The 19,924-nt window shown below is 70.6% G+C and carries 22 protein-coding genes; 6 read left to right on the forward strand and 16 right to left on the reverse strand.

Annotated features, from left to right (window positions below; translation table 11 throughout):
* Positions 1-32 precede the first annotated feature (32 nt).
* The 4 genes from ACA089_RS07705 to ACA089_RS07720 are packed head-to-tail and all read right to left on the reverse strand — an operon-like array spanning position 33 to position 2,762.
* Entirely contained in the window at positions 33-659 is a 627-nt protein-coding gene (locus ACA089_RS07705) for a pilus assembly PilX family protein (protein ID WP_372015311.1), read from the reverse strand.
* Positions 656-1,669 carry a prepilin-type N-terminal cleavage/methylation domain-containing protein gene (locus tag ACA089_RS07710; RefSeq protein WP_372015314.1) on the reverse strand — a complete coding sequence of 338 codons (1,014 nt, stop codon included), beginning with the start codon at positions 1,667-1,669 and terminating at the stop codon, positions 656-658. The genes ACA089_RS07705 and ACA089_RS07710 overlap by 4 nt, the downstream gene beginning before the upstream one ends.
* Positions 1,666-2,241 carry a type IV pilus modification protein PilV gene (gene pilV, locus ACA089_RS07715; RefSeq protein ID WP_372017694.1) on the reverse strand — a complete coding sequence of 192 codons (576 nt, stop codon included), beginning with the start codon at positions 2,239-2,241 and terminating at the stop codon, positions 1,666-1,668. The genes ACA089_RS07710 and pilV overlap by 4 nt, the downstream gene beginning before the upstream one ends.
* Entirely contained in the window at positions 2,241-2,762 is a 522-nt protein-coding gene (locus tag ACA089_RS07720; protein ID WP_372015317.1) for a GspH/FimT family pseudopilin, read from the reverse strand. The genes pilV and ACA089_RS07720 overlap by 1 nt, the downstream gene beginning before the upstream one ends.
* Before the next feature lie 183 nt (positions 2,763-2,945).
* Between ACA089_RS07720 and ACA089_RS07725 the strand changes: the two genes are divergently transcribed.
* Positions 2,946-4,010 carry a sensor histidine kinase gene (locus ACA089_RS07725; protein WP_372015320.1) on the forward strand — a complete coding sequence of 355 codons (1,065 nt, stop codon included), beginning with the start codon at positions 2,946-2,948 and terminating at the stop codon, positions 4,008-4,010.
* On the opposite strand, the gene ppnN is transcribed toward ACA089_RS07725, so the two are convergent.
* The 5 genes from ppnN to grxD all read right to left on the reverse strand — a co-directional run bounded on the left by ppnN (position 3,992) and on the right by grxD (position 10,748).
* Complete coding sequence (ppnN, locus tag ACA089_RS07730) at positions 3,992-5,374, reverse strand: nucleotide 5'-monophosphate nucleosidase PpnN (RefSeq protein WP_372015322.1); 1,383 nt, start codon at positions 5,372-5,374, stop codon at positions 3,992-3,994. The genes ACA089_RS07725 and ppnN overlap by 19 nt on opposite strands.
* 131 nt (positions 5,375-5,505) lie before the next feature.
* Entirely contained in the window at positions 5,506-8,874 is a 3,369-nt protein-coding gene (locus ACA089_RS07735) for a TonB-dependent receptor (protein ID WP_459077393.1), read from the reverse strand.
* Between the two features lie 202 nt (positions 8,875-9,076).
* Positions 9,077-9,676, reverse strand: coding sequence for a YhgN family NAAT transporter (locus ACA089_RS07740; protein WP_372015328.1), 600 nt, complete (start codon positions 9,674-9,676; stop codon positions 9,077-9,079).
* Entirely contained in the window at positions 9,673-10,431 is a 759-nt protein-coding gene (locus ACA089_RS07745) for an SDR family oxidoreductase (protein ID WP_372015330.1), read from the reverse strand. The genes ACA089_RS07740 and ACA089_RS07745 overlap by 4 nt, the downstream gene beginning before the upstream one ends.
* A complete protein-coding gene (gene grxD, locus ACA089_RS07750; protein ID WP_372015332.1) occupies positions 10,428-10,748 on the reverse strand; it encodes a Grx4 family monothiol glutaredoxin in 321 nt (106 codons plus the stop codon). The genes ACA089_RS07745 and grxD overlap by 4 nt, the downstream gene beginning before the upstream one ends.
* A gap of 110 nt (positions 10,749-10,858) precedes the next feature.
* Here grxD and ACA089_RS07755 point away from each other — a divergent pair, with 110 nt between their 5' ends.
* Complete coding sequence (locus ACA089_RS07755; RefSeq protein WP_372015335.1) at positions 10,859-11,437, forward strand: superoxide dismutase; 579 nt, start codon at positions 10,859-10,861, stop codon at positions 11,435-11,437.
* A 19-nt stretch (positions 11,438-11,456) separates the two neighbouring features.
* Here ACA089_RS07755 and ACA089_RS07760 read toward each other — a convergent pair whose 3' ends face one another.
* Together ACA089_RS07760 and purE are read right to left on the reverse strand one after the other, a co-directional pair.
* A complete protein-coding gene (locus ACA089_RS07760) occupies positions 11,457-12,602 on the reverse strand; it encodes a 5-(carboxyamino)imidazole ribonucleotide synthase (RefSeq protein ID WP_372015338.1) in 1,146 nt (381 codons plus the stop codon).
* Positions 12,599-13,111, reverse strand: a complete 513-nt coding sequence (gene purE / locus ACA089_RS07765; protein WP_372015341.1) for a 5-(carboxyamino)imidazole ribonucleotide mutase — start codon at positions 13,109-13,111, stop codon at positions 12,599-12,601. The genes ACA089_RS07760 and purE overlap by 4 nt, the downstream gene beginning before the upstream one ends.
* Before the next feature lie 62 nt (positions 13,112-13,173).
* Between purE and ACA089_RS07770 the strand changes: the two genes are divergently transcribed.
* The 4 genes from ACA089_RS07770 (at position 13,174) to ACA089_RS07785 (ending at position 15,950) form a co-directional block, all read left to right on the forward strand.
* Positions 13,174-13,443 carry a Trm112 family protein gene (locus ACA089_RS07770; protein ID WP_372015344.1) on the forward strand — a complete coding sequence of 90 codons (270 nt, stop codon included), beginning with the start codon at positions 13,174-13,176 and terminating at the stop codon, positions 13,441-13,443.
* Between the two features lie 8 nt (positions 13,444-13,451).
* Positions 13,452-14,318 carry a carboxylating nicotinate-nucleotide diphosphorylase gene (nadC, locus tag ACA089_RS07775; protein WP_372015346.1) on the forward strand — a complete coding sequence of 289 codons (867 nt, stop codon included), beginning with the start codon at positions 13,452-13,454 and terminating at the stop codon, positions 14,316-14,318.
* A gap of 158 nt (positions 14,319-14,476) precedes the next feature.
* Positions 14,477-15,562 (forward strand): DUF2272 domain-containing protein, encoded by a 1,086-nt coding sequence (locus ACA089_RS07780; protein WP_372015347.1) that lies wholly within the window; start codon positions 14,477-14,479, stop codon positions 15,560-15,562.
* A gap of 46 nt (positions 15,563-15,608) precedes the next feature.
* Complete coding sequence (locus ACA089_RS07785) at positions 15,609-15,950, forward strand: DUF3301 domain-containing protein (RefSeq protein WP_372015350.1); 342 nt, start codon at positions 15,609-15,611, stop codon at positions 15,948-15,950.
* 4 nt (positions 15,951-15,954) lie between these two features.
* On the opposite strand, the gene ACA089_RS07790 is transcribed toward ACA089_RS07785, so the two are convergent.
* The 5 genes from ACA089_RS07790 to petA all read right to left on the reverse strand — a co-directional run bounded on the left by ACA089_RS07790 (position 15,955) and on the right by petA (position 19,878).
* Entirely contained in the window at positions 15,955-16,407 is a 453-nt protein-coding gene (locus tag ACA089_RS07790) for a ClpXP protease specificity-enhancing factor (protein WP_372015353.1), read from the reverse strand.
* 50 nt (positions 16,408-16,457) lie between these two features.
* Complete coding sequence (locus tag ACA089_RS07795) at positions 16,458-17,093, reverse strand: glutathione S-transferase N-terminal domain-containing protein (RefSeq protein WP_372015356.1); 636 nt, start codon at positions 17,091-17,093, stop codon at positions 16,458-16,460.
* Between the two features lie 168 nt (positions 17,094-17,261).
* Positions 17,262-18,005, reverse strand: a complete 744-nt coding sequence (locus ACA089_RS07800) for a cytochrome c1 (protein ID WP_372015359.1) — start codon at positions 18,003-18,005, stop codon at positions 17,262-17,264.
* Entirely contained in the window at positions 17,998-19,257 is a 1,260-nt protein-coding gene (locus ACA089_RS07805; RefSeq protein WP_372015361.1) for a cytochrome b, read from the reverse strand. The genes ACA089_RS07800 and ACA089_RS07805 overlap by 8 nt, the downstream gene beginning before the upstream one ends.
* Positions 19,258-19,260: 3 nt before the next feature.
* Positions 19,261-19,878 (reverse strand): ubiquinol-cytochrome c reductase iron-sulfur subunit, encoded by a 618-nt coding sequence (gene petA / locus ACA089_RS07810; RefSeq protein WP_372015364.1) that lies wholly within the window; start codon positions 19,876-19,878, stop codon positions 19,261-19,263.
* Positions 19,879-19,924: the final 46 nt, after the last annotated feature.

Raw genomic sequence — 19,924 nt, forward strand, 5'->3', positions numbered from 1 at the left:
TCGAAGGGCATCCGTGTTCCTGGTCATGGCGATCACCTCGCCACCACGTTGGCCTGCAGCACCACGACCGCGCGGTCGGAGCCGGCGGCCGGGCTGTGGCTGCGGGCGAAGATCCGGTACATCGCTTCCTGCACGATGCCGCCGCCGCCGCCGCCGTACTGGGTGGACCCCGCGCTCGAGCCCAGGCCCAGTTCGTCATGGGTATCGCGCAGGCCCATGTACTGGATGTAGTACTGGGGTGCGCCGGCGGAATTGTTGGCGGTGCCGAGCTGGTCGACCGCGTTGAACCAGCAGTCGTTGGTCAGCGCGCTGCCGCTGCAGGCCGAGCCGCCGGCATAGGCCGTGGACGGCACCGCGCACTTGCTGTCGTCGATGGTTCCGGTCCGCGCAGGGTCGTCCCCGCACTTGACCCCGATGACCCAGCCCTGGCCGTTGGCGAGGACCGTGGCCCGCACCTTCTCCTCGGCCTCGCGCAACGCCGACTCGGCCTGCTGGAAGGCTAGGCTGCGGTCGTACATGTTGGCGCTCATGCGCTCTTCCAGCAGCGTGCCGCGCAGGACCGCAAGGCCCAGCAGGGTCATCACCAGCAGCAGGACCAGCACGACGACCAGCGACGCACCGCGCTGGAGGCGGGGGGAATTGACGGTTGCTCTGCTCATAGCACGCGACTCCGCAATGCGACGACGTTCTCGAGGGTGCGGGTGATCGGCTGGTTGGCGCCGGTGGCGTCGGTCCCGGCCCGTTCGGTGTCGCGCAGGGTCAGCACGATGCGCACGGCGCGCACGGCGTTCCAGGCGTCGGCGGTGGTGAGGCTGTCCGCATCCACGTAGCCGCCGGCGGTCAGGTACTGGAACTGCAGGCCGGTCACGCCCTGCACCACTTCCTCCGCCGCCGCGCTGTTGACCTGGCGATACAGCGAGGCGCCGTTGGAGGCGTCGCCATCGGGATCCCGCACGTACCAGCGCACGCCCTGCAGCGCGGTGATGGTCGCGAACTTCGGGAACTGGTAGGCGGTGGCGGCGCCGGCGCAGGCACCCGCGTTGGGCTGCGGGAAGTAGGCGCAGGCGTTCGTGCCGGCGCCCGCCCCGTAGCTGAGCGTGCCGCTGGCGGCATTGCCGCCGCTGGCGCCGTTGGCCCGGAACACGCCCAGCACCTTCATGTCGCAGATCATCACCGGCTCGCCGCTGGCGATCGCCGGCGTGCCGGGGGTGAAGGTCAGCGTGGTCCCGCCCGAGGTGGTGGCGGCGGTGGTGGTGCGCATGTCGTCGGCGGTGCGCAGCAGCTGGATCACGTCCGTGCCGGATTCGTGCGTCGGGCCGCCGGACTCGAAGCCGTGCAGCGGCTGGGTGACCGCCATGAACCAGTTGGTGCCGGTCGGCACCGCGGTGGCGCTGCCGTCGACGATGGTGCCGGCGTCCAGGTCCACGTCGCAGGGATTGGCGCCCGCCTCGCGGATGTCGCGGGACATCATCTCGAAAGCGATCTGCGAGCTTTCCTGGACGCGACCCAGCCCCTGGGTCGCGTTGTAGGCCTGCTTGTTGGACAGGAAGATGCCGATCGCCGCGCCGACGACGAGCAGCCCGAGGACCATCGCCACCAGCATTTCGATCAGGCTGAAGCCCGCCTGCGTCCGGGCGGAGCGGAGACCGCGTGCATGCAGGCGGCTCATAGCGCGGCCACCGTGACGACCCGGCGCTTGGCGCCGCCCAGCCCGGTTTCGGTGGCGGTGCCGTTCGTGTTGGGCGTGCTGCCGCGGCTGTCGTCCCACTGCACGGTCACCGTGCAGGTGCCGCCGCTGATGGTGTTCGCCACGCAGGAGATGCTCCCGCAGGTCGAGCTGTCGCCGGCGACGCCGACCGACCGCTTCAGCGAGCCCAGCCAGTTGTTGACCTCGGCCTGGGCCGACTGCTGGCCGACCGGCTGGCTGGCGTCCGCGGCCGCGGCGCTGCACTGCGGGTCGGTGCCGGAGGTGTTGTAGTACCCGGCGATGGCATCGATCCGGTTGGCGCGCATCACGTCGAGGATGGCGTAGCTCTGGACCACGGCCTGGCTCCGCTCCAGCGAGCTCTGGCCGTTGCGCAGCGCCGTGGCCTGCATCGCCGCGATGCCGAGCAGGCCGATGCCCATGATCAGGACGGAAATCATCACTTCCAGCAGGCCGACGCCTGCCTGCGCACGGCGCGCCGGCAGGCTGCCGGCGGCGCGGCGCGCGGGGGCGCGGGAACGGGTGGTCTTCTGGATCACGGGCAGCTCCCCGGTGAGGAATACGCATCGGGGACGGCCTTCAACCGGCTGCCCCCGCCAATGCTGATGGTGCGGACGTTCTGCGCCGGACGCGTGGTCGGGATGCAGACCGTGAACGACGTGGCGAGCAGCCCGCCGGTGGTGTTGCGCGCAAGCCCGTCGGCGCGGAAGTCGATCGTGGTGGCATTGCCGGCCAGCTCGAGCGGCGGCTTGATGGTCGTGGTGCGCAGCAGTTCCGGCGCGGTGCCCGGCAGGATCACGATCCAGCTCGTCCAGTCGCCTGCGCCGGCGGCGCAGGTCGCACCGTCCGCGCTGCGGCATAGGCGCACCGTCCGGTTGCGGCGGACCGCTTCGGAACGCGCCAGCTGCAGGTCGGCCATGAACTCGTTGGCCTGGCTGGTGAGCCGGTTGCTGTTGATGACCGAGGTGAAGCTGGGCGTGGCCAGCCCCACGAGGATCGCCAGTACGGCGACCGTGACCATCAGCTCCACCAGCGTGAAACCCCGCTGCCGGGACACGGCGGCGGCGCCTTGCCGGCGGGATCGCCAGTACGAGGGCATGCGCGACTCCCCTTCTTGAGTGGGTGCCACGCTAACGGACCGCCCCGGGCCGGTTCCATCCAATCCCGACAGGCGGAGCGAAGCCCGTCCCAGGCGGCGCACGGACTCCCCGGCCGCCCTCGCTCAGGGCATCATTCGCCGATGCGCGCCCCCGCCCGGACCCCGCCGTCCCTCTCGCCCGCCCCGCTGGACGTGGCCTGGCAGGCCCCTGTCCTGATCTGGATCGTCATCGCCGGCGAAGGCGTGGCCGCCATCCTGGCCTTCGCCCAGCCGGCGCCGACCGACCGCTGGGTGTACTTCGGCCTGGCCTCGCTCGCGGTGCAGTGGACGCTGCTGCTGACGCTGGGCACCCTGTACATGCTGCGGCCCCTGCTCGCCAGGGCCCGCCCCCTGCATGTCGCCTGCCTGGCCATGGTGGCGCTGCTGCTGTCGAGCTGGATGGTCTACCTGGCCGCGGCCACGCTGCCCGGCGCGCTGTGGTCGGCCAGCACGCGCATGCCGGAGGACGCGCTGCTGCGCGTGACCGGGATCACGGTGTGCGTCGGCCTGCTCGGCCTGGCCGCGTTCTACAACCACTGGCGGGTGCGGCAGCTGGCCATCCGAGCCAAGCAGTCCGAACTGGAATCCCTGCAGGCCCGGATCCGTCCGCACTTCCTGTTCAACACGTTGAACACCGGCGCCGCGCTGGTACGCCAGCGGCCGGGCGAGGCCGAGCGCGTGCTGCTCGACCTGGCCGACCTGTTCCGGGCCGCCCTCGCCGGGCCGCGCAACATCGCGCTCGGCGAGGAACTGGCGCTGGCCAGGCGCTACCTGGAGATCGAACGCCTGAGGTTCGGCGACCGCCTCGACGTCCAATGGCAGGTGCCCGCCGACCTGCCGGACGTGCAGGTGCCCGCGCTGTCGGTGCAGCCGCTGGTGGAAAACGCGATCCGCCACGGCATCGAGCCCTCGCCCGCCGGCGGCGACGTGCGCATCGGGATCGAGCTCCACGGCCGCTGGTTGCAGGTGGCGATCAGCAACTCGATCCCCGGCATGCCGGTGCCTTCAACCCGCGGGCACCACGTCGGCCTCAATTCCGTCAGGGCGCGGATCCAGGCGATGACGGGCGGCCAGGGCCGGATCGAAACCCGCACCGACCAGGGCCGCCATGTCGCCACCCTGCTCCTGCCGCTGCCAGCGGTCGCGGGTCAGGCCACCACCCGGTAGCACGGCCGGTATTCGCCGGCGATCTTCATCCGGCGCTGCTCGACGAACGCGCGCAGCAGGGCGTCGAGCGCCTGCATCATGTCCGGCGCGCCGTGGATCTCGAACGGCCCGTGCGCCTCGATGCGGCGCATGCCGTCCTCCTTGACGTTGCCCGCCACGATCCCCGAGAACGCGCGCCGCAGGTCGGCGGCCAGCGCCGATGCCGGGCGCCCGTGGTGCAGGTCGAGCGCGGCCATCGCCTCGTGGGTCGGGACGAACGGGCGCTGGAACTCCAGCGGGATCTCCAGCCCCCAGTTGAAGTAGAACGAGTCCTTGTGCGCGATGCGCGCCTCGCGCACCTTGCGGATGCCGGCGGCCATCTTCCGCGAGACCGCGGCGGGGTCGCCGATCACGATCTCGTAGCGCGAAGTCGCGGCCTCGCCCAGGGTCAGGCGCAGGAACCGGTCGATCTGCTCGAAGTACGGCGCGGCGATGGTCGGGCCGGTCAGGATCAGCGGGAACGGCAGCTCCGCGTTCTCCTCGCGCAGCAGGATGCCGAGCAGGTACAGGATCTCCTCGGCGGTGCCGACGCCGCCGGGGAACACGATGATGCCGTGGCCCAGGCGCACGAACGCCTCCAGCCGCTTCTCGATGTCCGGCATGATCACCAGGTGGTTGACGATCGGGTTCGGCGATTCGGCGGCGATGATCCCCGGCTCGGTGATGCCGATGTAGCGGGTCCGGCTGCGGCGCTGCTTGGCGTGCGCGATCGTCGCGCCCTTCATCGGGCCCTTCATCGCGCCCGGGCCGCAGCCGGTGCAGATGTCCAGGCCGCGCAGGCCGAGCTCGTAGCCCACCTGCTTGGTGTAGATGTACTCGTCGCGCGAGATCGAATGGCCGCCCCAGCAGACCACCAGGTTGGGATCGGACGGCTGCAGGATGCGCGCGTTGCGCAGCAGGCCGAACACCGAGTCGGTGATGCCGGCCGAGGATCCGAGGTCGCCCGCGCGGTCCTCGCCCAGCTCGATCGCGGTCCATGCCAGGTCGCGCACGGTGGCGAACAGCAGTTCGGCGACGCCGCGGATGATCTCGCCGTCGACGAACGCCATGGCCGGCGCGTTGGCCAGGTCGATGCGCACGCCGCGGTCCTGCTGGGTGACCTGGATATCGAAGTCGGGATACAGGTCGCGCGCCGCGCGCGGGTCGTCGCTGGCGCTGCCGCTGGTCAGCACCGCCAGCGCGCAGCGGCGCAGCAGCTCGTGCATGCCGCCGGCGGAGGCGTCGCGCAGCCGCGCCACTTCCGTGCGCGAGAGGACATCCAGCCCGCCGCGCGGGTAGATGCGTGCATCCTGCACGGGCAGCGTGCTCGAAGCCGTTTCGTTCATGGGCCTGGCGAATCCGTGGAAACCGGCCGCCGACTCTACTCCAGCGGGCGTCGCAACGCACCGTGCCGCGCAAAAGGAAACGGCCGGGTCGCCCCGGCCGTTCCTGGTCACGCGCTCAACGGTTCAGGCGATCAGAAGTCGTAGCGCAGGCCCACCGACATCGACCACTGCGAGATGCCGTTGGTCTGGCTGTCGGAGTTGGTCGGGATACCTTCGGCCGAGGTCTGGCCGAACTCGGGAACGCCGTTGAAGTTGCCGCGGTAGCCGTACACGTACTGGCCGTTGTAGATGCCCTGCAGCGTGGCGACGGCATTGTTGGCGTTGAACCCGTAGTCGATGATGTGGCCCCAGTCCTTGTTGATCAGGTTGCCCACGTTCTGGATGTCCAGCCAGATCTTCGACTTGTGGCCCTTGAAGAAGCCCGGCAGCTCCTGGCTGATGCGGACGTCGAAGGTGTTCACCCAGCCGGCGCGGAACGCATTCTCCGGCGCGTAGCTGCCGCGGTAGCGGGCCAGCTCCGGGTTCTGCTCCATCCACGCCCAGAACGCCTGCTCCATCGCCGCATTCGGCGTGAACGCACCGGTCGCGCTGAGGGAGCCGAACAGCACGTCGCCCGGGCCCGACGGCACGTAGAACAGGTCGTTGAAGGTGCGACCGTCGCCGTTGGCGTCGCCGGTGAAGATGTAGCTGTACGGACGGCCGCTGCGGCCTTCGTAGAACAGGCCCACCTGGGTGGCGTTGTCGCCGAAGAACTTGTGCGACCAGTTCAGCGCGCCGCTGAAGCGGTCGCGGATCTCGTAGCGGGCGGTGCTGGTGGACGGCTCGTTGATGTTGAAGCCGTACTGCGAACCGAAGCCCGAGCCGGCAGTCGAGCTGGTCAGCGCGCCCACTTCCTCGGCCTGGGTGTAGGTGTAGCCCACGGTCCAGGACCAGTCGCTCTCGTCGCTGAACGGCTTGGCCAGCGACAGGGTCAGCTGCTGGCCCTTGCCCTTGTTGGTGTTCTCCAGCAGGTAGACGTCACCGAAGTACAGGTTGCGGCCGTAACGCGAGTTGTTGGTGTACGCGGCGCCGGTGGTCGGCAGCTGGCCGACGAACGCCGGGTTCCAGTACAGCACGCGGCCGTCCGGACCGAGGTAGCCCGGGCCGACGTTGAGCGTGCGGTAGAACAGGCCGTTCTTGACGTCGGTCAGCAGCAGCTCGGCCGACGCGACGGTGCCCCACCACGGGGTTTCCACGTCGAACGCCAGGTTGGCCTTCCACACCGACGGCAGCTCGAAGTCCTCGCTGATCGCGTTGACGTTGCGCACGCCCGAGCCGCCCGGCGGGATCGGCTGGTTCAGGCCGTCGGCGGTGAACCGGACGGTCTGCCAGGCAGTGATGTTCTGGTAGGAGACGTAGTTCATGCCGGTGCTGCTGTAGGCATTGCCCACCCACACCTGCGGCGCGTCGCCCTGGAACAGGCCCACGCCACCGCGCAGCTGCATCGGACGCTCGGAGTCGAACGTGTAGTTGAAGCCGAAGCGCGGCTGGATGATGAAGTCGCCGTTGTACGTGGTGGTGTTGTCGATGCCGAAACCGCCGGTGTAGCCGCTGCCGCAGGCGGCGTTGGCGGTACCCGGGGCGGCGGCGAAGCACGCGTTGTACGGCGGGCTCGGGCTGGCGTCGGGCTTGTCGGCGCGCACGCCGAAGGTCAGGGTCAGGTTGCTGTTGACGTACCAGGTGTCCTGGATGAACAGCGCGGTGTTCTTGTTGGTGTAGCGGGCCGCGATCGCATCCGGATCGGTCGGGTTGGCCTGCAGGTCGTAGTCGAAGTACTGGCCACGGATCAGGTTGCCGAAATCGTTCACGCCGTTCACGCGCGGGACGTAGAAGCTGTAGTTGCCCCACGAATCCTGCAGGAAGTAGTTGTAGATCTCGTTCTCGCTGTACTCGGCGCCGAACTTGATGTCGTGGTCGCCCACGGTCCACACGCCGGCGCCGTAGTAGCTCCAGGTCTCGGTCAGCAGGGTGTTGCCCGGCGAGCTGCGCTCGGTGCCCAGGCGGATCAGGTCGCCGTTGGTGATCGCGTTGGTCGCGTTGCCGTCGTCGAAGTAGACCTGGATGGTCGGCGCGGTGGTCGGGCTGATGCGGATCGCCGAGTAGTCGCGGTACGACACCTTGAACTCGGTCGAGAACGTGTCGGACCAGTCGCTGAACAGCTGGCCGACGTAGCTCTCCACGGTCTTGGCGTGGTTGAACCAGTTCGAGCTCAGCGCCAGGACGCTGTTGCTCGACGCCTCCGGACGGACGCGGTTCTGCTCCAGCTTGCTGTAGCGCAGGTTGGCGCGGTGGTTCTCGTTGATGTTCCAGTCCAGCTTCAGCGCGTACTCTTCCAGCTCGGTGTCGCCGCTGCCGCTCAGCTCGCCCGGGTCGAAGCCCCACTCCTCGCGCGCGATGCGCTGCACTTCGGCCACGTCGGCCGCGCCGAAGTCGGCGCCGCCGGCGGTCAGCGGCGTGCTGCCCTGGCTCTGGCCGGCCGGGCCGATGTCGGTCTGCTTCATCTTCTCGTAGTTGGCGAAGAAGAACAGGGTGTCCTTCACGATCGGGCCGCCCAGGGTCACGCCCCAGGTCGTCTCGTCGGTGAACTCGTCGAACGGCAGGCCGGTGACGTCGGTGTTGCTGCCGGCCACGCGCGCCGGGTAGTCGCCGAACCAGTCGCCGTCGCGGTAGCTGCCGTAGACCGAACCGTGGAACTCGTTGGTGCCGGACTTGGTGACGGCGTTGACGTTGGCGCCGGCGGCGCCGGCGAGCGCCACGTCGTAGTTGGACAGGTTGATGTCGATGGCCTCGATGGCCTCCATCGACACCGGCTGGCGCATGGTCGGCATGTTGTTGCCTTCCAGGCCGAAGGTGTCGCTGGCCGAGACGCCGTCGATGGTGATCTTGTTGAAGCGCGGGTTCTGGCCGCCGGCGGTGATGCTGCCCGAGGCGCGGTCGGTGAAGGTCACGCGCGGATCCAGGCGCATGAAGTCCTGGATGTTGCCGTTGACCGACGGCAGCGAGTCGATCACCTGGCGGTCGACGCTGGTGCCCGAGCCCATGTTGGTGGCGCTGAACACCACCGAGCCGCCGGACACGCCGGTCACCTGCACCGCGCCCAGCGTGGTCACGTCGCCGGCCAGCTCGGCGTTGACGGTGCTGACCTGGTTCAGGGCCAGGTAGACGCCGTCCTCGGTCTTGGTGCCTTCGCCGGGCTTGGTGATGGTGATGGTGTACGGGCCGCCGACGCGCAGGCCGCGCGAGTTCCAGCGACCGGTGGCATCGGTGGTGGCGCGACTGACCGTGCCCGACTCGACGTGGGTGATGGTGACTTCGGCGCCGGCGACCGGCTGGCCGCCGCTGCCGGTCACGAGGCCGCCCACACCGGACGAGGTGCTCTGGGCGAAGGCGGGGGCGGCGGCGAGCGCGGCAACCAGACCCAGGGTGAGTTTGGACATCCGGAGTCGACGGGGATCAGTCATTGGAGAAGGCCTCGATGGTGGTGGCAGTCGGGCGGCAGCCCGAGGGCGGTGCGACAAAGGCATCCCTGCGATGCTCATCACAGGGGTTAACATGAGATTAACATGCTAGGTTGCAGGTGTGACGACCATGTGACAAATATTTATTGCGGCGCAGCAACACGGCGCCGTGTGGTCACACCCGGACAGGCCTCCCGGACGGCTCTCAGCGGGTCGCGGGCAGGCCCAGGTAGGTCGCCAGGCCGTCAAGCAGCATCTGCACCGAAATGGCCACGAGCAGCATGCCCATCAGGCGCTCGACCGCGGTCAGCGCACGCCGGCCGAGCAGCCGGTACAGCAGCGGCGCGGCGAGCAGGATCGCAGCGGTGCCGGCCCAGGCCAGCAGCAGGGCGGCGCTCCACTCGCCCAGCCGGTGCGGCTCGTTGCTGCCCATCAGCATCACCGCCGCCATTCCCGACGGCCCGGCCACCAGCGGGATGGCCAGCGGCACGATGAAAGGTTCGCCGTCCGGGATCTCGCCCATCAGGCCCTCGGGCCGCGGGAAGATCATGCGGATGCCGATCAGGAACAGGACGATGCCCCCGGCGATCGAGACCGACTCCTGCCTCAGGTGCATCAGCTCCAGCGCGTACTTGCCGCACCACAGGAACAGCATCAGCACCGCCAGCGCGATCAGCAGCTCGCGGATCAGCACGATGCGCTGCCGCTTCGGCGGCAGCGGCTTGAGCACGCTGAGGAAGACCGGGATGTTGCCCAGCGGGTCGAGGATCAGGAACAGCAGCAGCGCCGCCGACAGGACGGTCATGCCGCGTGGCTCCCGTCGGCGGTCCAGATCCGGCCGCGCCACGGATGGCCGTCCGGTGACAGCAGGGTGACGCAGGTGCCCGCATAGTCCTGCGGGTCGCGCAGGCTGCCGTCGAGGTCGTCGGCGTACGCGCGGGCGCGCAGCGGGGTGCGCATCGGCCCCGGCTGCAGCCCGGTCACGCGCACCGCGGTACCGGTCAGCTCCGCGTCGAGCATGCCGACCAGGGCCCGCAGGCCGTGCTGGGCCAGGCCGTAGCCGCCCCAGTACGCCTGGCCGACCCGCACCGGGTCGTCCACCGCCAGCACCACGGCGGCGTCGGCCGACTGCCGCAGCAGCGGCAGGCAGGCCTGGACCAGCCACCAGGGGGCGGTCAGGTTGACGTGGATGGCCCGCGCGAAGGCCGCCGGGTCCATGTGCTCCAGCGGGGTCAGGCCGCGGAACTCGGCCGCGCAGTGCAGGACGCCGTCCAGCCGGCCCAGCTCCGCCTGCAGGCGGTCGGCCAGCTCGGCGTAGTCGTCGGGCGAGGCCCCCTCGAGGTCGAGCGGGTACAGCAGCGGCTCGGGCCCCGCCTGGGCGACCGCGTCGTACAGGCGGTTGAGCCTGGGCAGGCGGCGGCCGAGCAGGACCAGGGTGGCGCCGGCGACGGCGCAGGCCTGGGCGGCCGCGGCCCCGAGGCCGCCGTGGGCGCCGCTGAGCAGGATCACGCGCCCGGCCAGCGGGCGGGCCGGGGCGACGGGCAGTTCGAACAGGCTCACTGCGACTGCGCTTCGCTGACCATGCGCTGCAGCTCGCCGGACTCCAGCAGTTCCAGGGTGATGTCGCAGCCGCCGATCAGTTCGCCATGCAGGAACAGCTGCGGGAACGTCGGCCAGTTGGAGAAGCGTGGCAGGTTGGCGCGCACTTCCGGCTCTTCGAGCACGTTGACCGTGTGCAGGTTCTCGGCGCCCGCCGCCTGCAGCGCCTGGATGGCGCGCGCGGAGAAACCGCACATCGGATACGCCGGGGTGCCCTTCATGAACAGCACGACCGGATGGCTCTCGACCTCGGCCTGGATGCGCTCCATCACCGCCATTGCGACTCTCCTGGACGCCGGGGGACCACCCCGCCGTCGGCTAAACTGAAGCGGCAATTGTAAGCCCTGGGCGCCGCCGCGCCGACGCCCACCTCCTGCCGCGAGCACGCATGCCCATCGAATTGCCCCCCCTCCCCTACGCCGCCGGCGCGCTGGAACCGCACATCTCCGCCGCGACCGTGAGCCTGCACCACGACGGCCACCACCGCGCCTACGTGGAGGAGGCCAACCGCCTGCTGGGCGGCAGCGGACTGGAGGACCTGCCGCTGGAGGACATCGTCCGCCGCGCCCGCGGGCGCCTGGCCGAGCAGGCGGCGCAGGCCTGGAGCCACGGCTTCTACTGGGCCTGCCTGTCGCCCCGCGGCGGCGGCGATCCGGACGGACGCCTGGCCGAACTGCTGGCCCGGCAATACGGCGACGTGGGCCGGTTCCGCGAGGAGTTCAACCGGATGGCACTGGGCCTGTTCGGCTCGGGATGGGTCTGGCTGGTGCAGCGTCCGGACGACAGCCCCGGGATCGTCGCCACCCGCGGCGGCGCCACCCCGCTCACCGGTGCCGACCGGCCGCTGCTGGCGTGCGATGTCTGGGAGCACGCCTATTACCTGGACCGGCAGAACGCCCGCGCCGCGTATCTCGACGCGTTCTGGAAGGTGGTGGACTGGACGGCGGTGGCCTCTCGCCTGCGCTGAGGCGCGGCGCCAGCGGCCATCACGCCTGCCGCAGCGCCGCCACCGGCGGCGCGACCTGCGCCGGGCGATCCAGCGCCTGTCCCACCCGTTCCAGCGCGGTGGCCAGCTCCAGTGGAACCTCCGACCGCAGGGTGGCGTGGCCGACCTTGCGCCCGCCGCGCGGCTCCTTGCCGTAGTCGTGCCAGTGCCCGCCGGCCTCGGCGAGCACGGGCGAGGCATCGGGCATGTCGCCGATCCAGTTGAGCATGCACGCGTGGCCGCGCATCGCGGTCGCACCCAGCGGCAGGCCCAGCACCGCGCGCAGGTGGTTCTGGAACTGCGAGGTCTCCGCGCCTTCGATGGTCCAGTGGCCGGAGTTGTGCACGCGCGGCGCCAGCTCGTTGGCCAGCAGCCGGCCGTCGCGGCAGAACAGCTCCAGCGCGAACACGCCGACGTAGTCCATCCGCTCGGCCAGTCGCCGCGCGTACCCGGTGGCGGTCTCGGCCAGCGCGGCATCGACCCGCGCCGGCGCCAGGCTGGCCGACAGCACGCCGTCGACATGCCAGTTCTCGGTGAGCGGCCAGGTGCGGAACTCGCCGTCGCGGCCGCGCACGGCCACCACGCTCAGTTCGCGCTCGAACGGCACGAAGGCCTCGACGATCAGCCCGACCGTCGCCGCCTGCGCGCCCAATGCGTCCCACGCCGCGTCGGCATCGGCCAGCGAGCGGATCCGGAACTGGCCCTTGCCGTCGTAGCCCAGCCGCCGGGTCTTGAGGATGCAGGGCACGCCGACGCTCGCGAGCGCCTGGTCGAGCCCGGCGCGGGTCGCGACGGCGGCGAATTCCGGGACCGGGATGTCGAGTTCGCGGAACAGGGTCTTTTCCGCGAGCCGGTCCTGCGCGATCGCCAGCGCGCGGGGGTTGGGGAATACCGGCACCCGCGCCGACAGCCATTCGGCGCTCTCGGCCGGCACGTTCTCGAAGTCGAAGGTGGCCACGTCGACCTTGCCGGCGAACTCGGCCAGCGCGGCCTCGTCGCGGTAGTCGCCGACCAGCAGCGGCGCGAACTGGCCGGCGCAGGCGTCGGCCACGGTGTCCATGACCAGGAAGCGCAGGCCCAGCGGCGCGCCGGAAAGCGCCAGCATGCGGGCCAGCTGCCCGCCCCCGAGGATGCCGACGGTGGTCATTGCCGCGGGTCGTCGTGGGCGATGACGTCGTCGGTCTGGCGCTGCCGGAACTCGGCCAGGGCCTGCGCGATCGGCGGGTGGTCGACCGCCAGCAGCGCGGCGGCGAACAGGCCGGCGTTGGCCGCCCCGGCATTGCCGATGGCGAAGGTCGCCACCGGGATGCCCGCCGGCATCTGCACGATCGACAGCAGCGAATCCATGCCGTTGAGCGCCTTGCTCTGCACCGGCACGCCCAGCACCGGCACCGCGGTCTTGGAGGCGAGCATGCCCGGCAGGTGCGCCGCGCCGCCGGCGCCGGCGATGATCGCGCGCAGGCCGCGCGCCTGGGCGCTGGCGGCGTACTCGAACAGCACGTCCGGGGTACGGTGCGCGGAGACCACCCTCACCTCGTGCGGGACGCCGAGCGCCTCCAGCTTCTGCGCGGCGTGCTGCATGGTTTCCCAGTCGGAACGCGATCCCATGACGAGACCGACGAGCGCGGCGGCGGGCGGATTGGCGTGGGCTGGCATGGCCGTCCTCGGTGACAAGGCCGTATTCTAGCCGCTTCCCCGCCGACCGCCCCGCCCCGCCCATGGACCGCAAGCTGCTCGACCTGCTGTGCTCGCCCGACACCCGCCAGCCGCTGGCGCTGCTGGAGCCGCGCGGCCTGGACGCGCTGAACCGCGCGATCGCCGCAGGCCAGGTCCTGCGTGGCGACGGCAGCGTGCAGGCCGGACCGCTGCGCGAAGCGCTGGTGACCCGCGATCGCAGGCAGGTGTTCCGCGTCGACGACGGCATCCCCGTGCTGCTGGTCGAGGAAGCGCTGGCCACCTCGCAGGTGGCCGACTTCCCGTCCGCGTGAGCCCGGCCGTGCCGCGCTTGGACGCCCCGCCCGATGCGCTGGTCCTGGCCGAGGTGCGGCGCGCGCTGGAGGAGGACATCGGCGGCGGCGACGTCACCGCCGCACTGCTGCCGGACGTGCCCGAGCGGGCCTACCTGCTGTGCAAGGAAGACGCGGTCATCGCCGGTCGCCCCTGGTTCGACGCCTGCCACCGCGCGCTGGACCCGGAGGTGCGGATCGACTGGCGGACGGCCGAAGGCGAGCGCGTCGCAGCGGGGACGGTGCTGGCCGTGCTGGCGGGCCGGAGCCGGGCCCTGGTCAGCGCCGAGCGCACCGCGCTGAACTTCCTGCAGACCCTGTCGGGCACCGCCACCACCACCGCGGCCCATGTCGATGCCGTGCGCGGCACCGGAACGGTGGTCCTGGACACGCGCAAGACCCTGCCCGGCCTGCGCGTGGCGCAGAAGTACGCGGTCCGCGCGGGCGGCGGCGGCAACCACCGCATCGGGCTGTACGACGCGGTGATGCTCAAGGAAAACCATGTCCGCGTGGCCGGCTCGGTGGCCGCCGCGATCGCCGCCGCGAGGGCCACGCACCCGGCCCTGCCGCTGATCGTCGAGGTGGAGACACTGGCGCAGCTGCGCGAGGCGCTCGTGGCCGGCTGCGACCGCATCCTGGTCGACGACTTCCCGCCGGAGGACCGGCGCGAGGCCGTGCGGATCGCCCGGTCCGCGCCGTTCGACGGGCGCATCCCGCTGGAGGTCTCCGGCGGCGTGGACCTGGCCGGCCTGCGCGCGATCGCCGCCGACGGCGTGGATTTCATCTCGATCGGCGCGCTGACCAAGCACGTGCGCGCGATCGACCTGTCGATGAAGCTGGGACCGCCGCCCGCCTGACGGGGCGCGGACACGGCCCCGCCGGAATCCTTCGGGCGCCAGCCGCTGGCCCCATGCCGGTGCCGATGGCGTTGTCCCACACGGGGATGCCGCCGGCCATGCACACGATGTCCACCTGCGCCGGCTAAGCTCGACCCGGCCCGGGAAAAGGACACTTCATGCGCCTCATCCGCCGCACGCTACTGGTCATCCTCCTGCTCGCGCCGTGGCCGCTCGCCGCGCAATCCGGCGGCGTGGAGGTCTGCGACGTACCGCCGCGCTTCGGCGTCGAAGCGACCGCCGCGGCGATCGTGCGCACCGCCTGCCAGGAACACCGCATGTGGCTGCGGCCCTTCATCGAGACCGATGGCCGGCTGGTCTCGCTGGGCGTCACCGAAGCCGAACGCGCCCCGTTGTTCGACGAGGTGACGCCGGCCTGGCAGCAAGTGGCCCGGTACTGGCGCGAAAGCGGCACGCTGTCGTCGATGGCGGCGGGCGGCACGCCGGGGGCGTCGAGCTGCATGTACCCGGGTGCGAGCCGCGAGGTCGCCAGCGACTGCCGCGCCTTCCTCCTCGACAACCCCTGGTCGGCGGCCTTCATCTCCTGGGTGATGGTGCGCGCGCCCCTGCCCGGGTTCACCGGGTCGCCGCGGCATCTCGACTACATCGCCCGCGCCTGGCGCGACCCGGACCAGAGTCCGTACATCTATGCCGATCCGTTCTCCGGCAAGGCCGCCCCGGGCGACCTGCTGTGTTTCCTGCGCGCCGACGACCACGGGCTGGGACCCTCGGGCCTGCGCGCCGCGCTGTCCGGCCAAGGCAGGATGCCGACGCGATCGCATTGCGACATCGTGGTCGCCGCGAACGTCGGCGGCGACCACACGCTGTACCTGGTCGGCGGCAACGTGCTCAACGCGGTGGTGATGCGCAAGCTTCCGCTGGACCGCACCGGACGGCTGCTGCCTACGGCGGTGGGCATGGTGATGGCGGCCCCGGGCGCGGGCCGGCAGGACGCCTCCAGCCCTGCCGGCACGCCCATGGGGCCGCGTGCTCCGGGCGGCGCGGCCGGGGCGATCGCGACGGAGGATTCATCCACGCCGTTCAATGCGGCCGCGTGCCGGCCCGGCCACCCGGAGGCCTGCAGCTTCAACCGCCGCGACTGGGCGGTCCTGCTCAAGCTCAAGCCGCAGGCGCAGTTGCGCGGTGCCTACCCGCCGCCGGCTGCGGTACCGGCCACCCAGAGCGGCGGCGCCGCATCGCCCTGATCCGTCCGCCGGTCGCGGGCACGCGCGCTTCCGCTAAAGTGCGCGCATGCCCAGCCTGATCCTGCTCATGATCGCCGGCGCCGCGGTGGCGGCCTGGTGGAACGCGGCACGCGCCGCCGCCGAACGCGCCGAACGCCTCGGCCGCGACGCCTGCGCGGCCGCGGACGTGCAATGGCTGGACCAGAGCGTGCACGCGACGGGCGTGCGGCTGTACCGGCGCGAGGATGGCTGGCTCGGACTGGAGCGCACGTTCCGCTTCGACTACTCGCACGATGGCGTCGAGCGCCACAGCGGGCGGCTGGTCCTGCGCGGCGACCGGCTGGTCTCGTTCGTCGGCCCGTCTTCGGGCGCGCACGTGCTTCCGTTCGAGCGCGCGCGCCGGGACTGAGGCGCTACTTCACGACCCGCAGGTGCGGGCGCTTGCCCGGCGTCGGATCGGCCGGCCCCTCGGGCGGCGTGTCGTCGTGGCCGTCGCCATCGTGCACGTCTTCGCCATGCGCGTGCGGGCCGCCCGCCCCTTCTTCCGGCAGCACCATGCCCTGGCCGGTCTCGCGCGCGTAGACCGCGAGCACCGCGCCCACCGGCACGCTCACCGGCTGGCTGACCCCGCCGAAGCGGGCGGTGAAGCCGATCCACTCGTTGTCCATCTGCAGCCCGGCGACCGCGCGGTCGGCGATGTTGAGCACCACCTTGCCCTCGCGCACCACGCCGGGCGGCACGCGCACGCCCGGCACGCCCGCATCCACCAGGATGTGCGGGGTCATGCCGTTGTCGTTGATCCACTCGGTCAGCGCCCGCAGCAGGTACGGGCGGTAGCTGGTCATGCGCGGTGCGTCATCGCTCATGCGTGCAGTCTACGCCGCGGCGGCGGGTCTTGCCCGCGGCCGCGCCGGCTTCAGGCCGGCATGTCGCGCAGCTTCTTTTCCTGGTCGGTGAGGCTGCGCAGGAAACCGGGGTTGCGGAAGATCCGGTTGCCGTAGTCCTCGATCGCCTTGCCGTCCTTCGGCAGCGGCACGTCCAGCGCCTGCAGGCGCCAGATGATCGGCGCCATCGCGCAGTCGGCCAGGCTCATCTCGGGATTGAGGAAGAACTTGCTGGCGCGGAACAGCGGCAGCGACTCGGTCAGCAGCTCCTTCAGCCGCTTGCGCCCGGCCTCGGCCTGCTGCTTGTTGCCCAGCTGGATCGCCTGCACCTGCGGCACCCAGTCGTGCTCGATGCGCAGCATCGCCAGCCGCAACCGTGCGCGCGACAGCGGGTCGACCGGCATCAGCGGCGGGTGCGGGTAGCGCTCGTCCAGGTATTCGCTGACCACCGAGGCGGCGTACAGCACCAGCTCGCGCTCGACCAGGGTCGGCACCGAGTGGTAGGGATTGAGGTGGATCAGGTCTTCCGGCGGGTTCTGCGCGTCCACCGGCACCAGGTCGTAGGTCACGCCCTTGGCCGCCAGGACCAGGCGCACCCGATGACATAGCACGTCATCGACGGAGGAGAACAACGTCAGGGTATTGCGCATGCGCACGCTCGCTGCCATCAAGGCCTCCGACGGCCGGAATCCGCCGACCGCACCCGCGCTGCCAGGCCCCTCGCCGGCAGTCGCCATATTCCCCCGAGTGTGCCGGTCAGCGCCGGAAAAGCGCAAGGCCGGGATGATCCCGGCCCCGGCGTCCCGCCCGTGCGCGCCCGCAGGGCGCACCCGGCGTCAGTGCACGTCCGACCAGTACTCCTGCTTGAGCAGGTAGCCCAGGAAGGTCAGCGCGACCAGGAACAGGATGACCCACACGCCGAGCGCCTGGCGCTTGAGCGCGGCCGGCTCGCCGGCGTACTCGAGGAAGTTGGTGATGTCGCGCACCGTCTGGTCGAACTCGACCGCCGACAGCCGGGCCGGGCCCGCGACCAGCAGCCGCTCCGGATGCCGCGTGCCGGCCGCGTCGGGCTCGCCGAACTCGGCGTGCTGCAGGCCCTGCAGCTCCCACAGCGGGTTGGGCATCGACACGTTCGGGAACAGCTGGTTGTTCCAGCCCAGCGGCCGCGATTCGTCAAGGTAGAACGACTTGAGGTAGGTGTAGATCCAGTCGCTGCCGCGCACCCGCGAGATCAGGCTCAGGTCCGGCGGCATCTTGCCGAACCACTCGGTGCCGTCGGCGTCGCGCATCGTCACCTGGATCTGCTCGCCGAACTTGGCGCCGGTGAAGTTCAGGCTGCCCATCACTTCCTCTTCGGTCAGGCCCAGGTCCTCGGCCATCCGCGAGTAGCGCAGGAACTTGAGCGAGTGGCAGCTCGCGCAGTAGTTCATGTACAGCTTGGCGCCGCGCTGCAGCGACGCGCGGTCGGACAGGTCGTTGCCTGCCTGCTGCACCGGCCCGCCGGCGGCGGCGAGCGCGGCGGCGGAGAACAGGAGACCGGCGGCGGCCGAAGCCAGCAGGGCAATCCACTTCTTAGTCATGCGTCGTCACCCGTTCCGGCACCGGCTTGGTCTTGTCCAGCTTGGTCCACAGCGGCATGGTCAGGAAGAAAAGGAAGTAGTACACGGTCAGCACGCGGCCGACGATGGTCTCCACCGGGTCGGTGCCGGGGCCGGCGCCGATCTTGCCCAGCCAGACGAAGCTGAAGGCGAACACCAGCAGCAGCGCCCAGGAGAGCTTGCCGCGGTAACGGTAGGACTTGACCTTGGCCCGGTCCAGCCACGGCAGCGCGAACAGGATCGCGATCGCGCCGAACATCACCAGCACGCCGCCCAGCTTGTCGGGCACCACGCGCAACATGGCGTAGAACGGGGTGTAGTACCACACCGGCTTGATGTGCTCGGGCGTCACCAGCCGGTTGGCCTCGGTGAAGTTGTCGTGCTCGAGGAACCAGCCGCCGAACGCCGGGGCGAAGAAGATGATGAAGGCGGCGATGATCAGCATCGCGAACACGTAGAACGTGTCCTTCACCGTGTAGTACGGGTGGAACGGCACGCCGTCGGCCGGCGCGGTCGGCGACCAGCGGTTGCCCTTCGGGCCCTTCTTGATCTCAACGCCGTCCGGGTTGTTCGAGCCGACCTCGTGCAGCGCGCCCAGGTGCAGGACGACCAGCAGCAGCAGGACCAGCGGCAGGGCGATCACGTGCAGGGCGAAGAAGCGGCCCAGGGTGGCGTCGGAGGGCAGGTAGTCGCCCATGATCCACTCGGTCAGGCCGCTGCCGATCACCGGGATCGCGCCGAACAGCGAGATGATCACCTTGGCGCCCCAGAACGACATCTGGCCCCACGGCAGCACGTAGCCCATGAAGGCCTCGGCCATCAGGACCAGGTAGATCAGCATGCCCAGGATCCACACCAGCTCGCGCGGCTTCTGGTACGAGCCGTACATCAGGCCGCGGATCATGTGCAGGTAGACGACGATGAAGAACAGCGAGGCGCCGGTGCTGTGCATGTAGCGGATCAGCCAGCCCCACTCCACGTCGCGCATGATGTACTCGACCGAGGCGAAGGCTTCCGCCGCGCTCGGCTTGTAGTGCATCGTCAGGAAGATGCCGGTCACGATCTGGTTGACCAGCACCACCATCGACAGCACGCCGAAGATGTACCAGATGTTGAAGTTCTTCGGCGCGTAGTACTCGGACATGTGCTTCCGGTACATCGGCGCCAGCGCCGGAGCGCGCGCGTTGACCCAGTCCATCACGCCGGTGGCGGTGCGGGTGAAGATGTTCGCCATCGCTTACGCCCCCTGCGGATCGACGCCCACGACAATCGTGTTGTCGTCGGCGTAATGGTGCGGCGGCACGACCAGGTTGGTCGGCGCCGGCACGCCCTGGAACACGCGCCCGGCCATGTCGAAGCGCGACTTGTGGCAGGGGCAGAAGTAGCCGCCCTTCCACTCCGGGTCGAACGGCTCGGGGCGGATCTCGGCGGCCATCTCGGGCGAGCAGCCCAGGTGGGTGCAGAGCCCGACCAGCACCGAGATCTCCGGCTTGAGCGAGCGCAGCTCCGGGTTGGCCGCCAGCACGTAGGCCGGCTGCTGGTCCGCGTTCTGCGACTTGGGATCGCGCAGGTGGCCATCCAGGGTCGGCAGGGCGTCGAGCACGGCCTTGGAGCGCTTCACGATCCAGATCGGCTGGCCGCGCCACTCCAGGATCAGGCGCTGGCCCTCCTGCAGGGCGGTGATGTCGGCGGTCACCGGCGCGCCGGCGAGCTTGGCCCGGGCGCTGGGGTTCCACGACTTGATGAACGGTACTGCGGCGAAACCGGCCCCGACTGCGCCGACCACGGCGGTGGTCGCGGTCAGGAACCGGCGTCGGCCCGTGTTCACGGGCTTGTGGACCTCATCGTTGGCCATCCGGCACTCCGAAAATCTTCTGCTGGTAGCGTCTGCTGCCTGCGAC

Origin of the sequence: Pseudoxanthomonas fibrivorans (genome assembly GCF_041464125.1) — a bacterium.
Lineage (GTDB): Bacteria > Pseudomonadota > Gammaproteobacteria > Xanthomonadales > Xanthomonadaceae > Pseudoxanthomonas.